Origin of the sequence: Streptomyces sp. PT12 (assembly GCF_003311645.1) — a bacterium.
Taxonomy (GTDB): domain Bacteria; phylum Actinomycetota; class Actinomycetes; order Streptomycetales; family Streptomycetaceae; genus Streptomyces.
This window is the reverse complement of the sequence record NZ_QEST01000221.1, coordinates 1-702: the sequence shown is the minus strand read 5'-3', so window position 1 is coordinate 702 and position 702 is coordinate 1. Positions and strand designations below refer to the sequence as shown.

Annotated in this window: 1 pseudogene; it reads left to right on the top strand. The window is 73.2% G+C overall.

Going from position 1 to position 702, the window contains the following annotated elements:
• Positions 1-49: 49 nt before the first annotated feature.
• Positions 50-702 (top strand): annotated as a pseudogene (locus DEH69_RS23765) (polyketide synthase); the annotation flags it as partial.

The following is a 702-nucleotide window of genomic DNA, read 5'->3' as shown; positions in this document are numbered from 1 at the left end:
CCGCCCCGAGGTTGAGAGCCTGGTTACCGCCCTGGCCGCCCTTCACACCATGGGCTCGGCGGTTGACTGGGAGTCGTTCTACAACGGCACCGGCGCCCGCCGCGTCGACCTGCCCACCTACGCCTTCCAACGCCAGCGCTACTGGCCCGAGTCGGCCCCGGCCATCACGGCCGACGACGACACGGAGTTCTGGAAAGCCGTCGAGAGCGGCGAGCTCGCCGACCTCCTCGGCCCGGTGCTCCCCGAGCTGCGCGAGTGGCGACGGGAACGCAACGCCCGTTCCGCCGCAGAGAGTTGGCGCTACCGCATCACCTGGAGCCCTCTCTCCGGCCTTCCCGAGCCCACGCTCACCGGCCGCCGCTGGCTGGTTCTCGGCTCCGAAGACCACAAGGCCCTGGCGGACACGGTGATCGCCGGACTGACGCGCCACGGCGCCGAGGTCGTGACCGAGCCGACCGACGGCCTCAACGGCGTGCTGTCCCTGCGCGCCCCCGGCACCCAGGACCCGGCCGCCAGCGCCCTCGCCGACATCGCCGCCGCATGGGACGCGCCCCTGTGGCTCGCCACCCGGGGCGCGGTCTCGGTGGGCGCCTCGGATCACCTGGAAGCACCGGATCAGACGGCCGTCTGGGGCCTTGGCCGCGTGCTCGGCCTTGAGCAGCCGGGGCGTTGGGGCGGGCTGGTCGATCTGCCTGCCGAGCT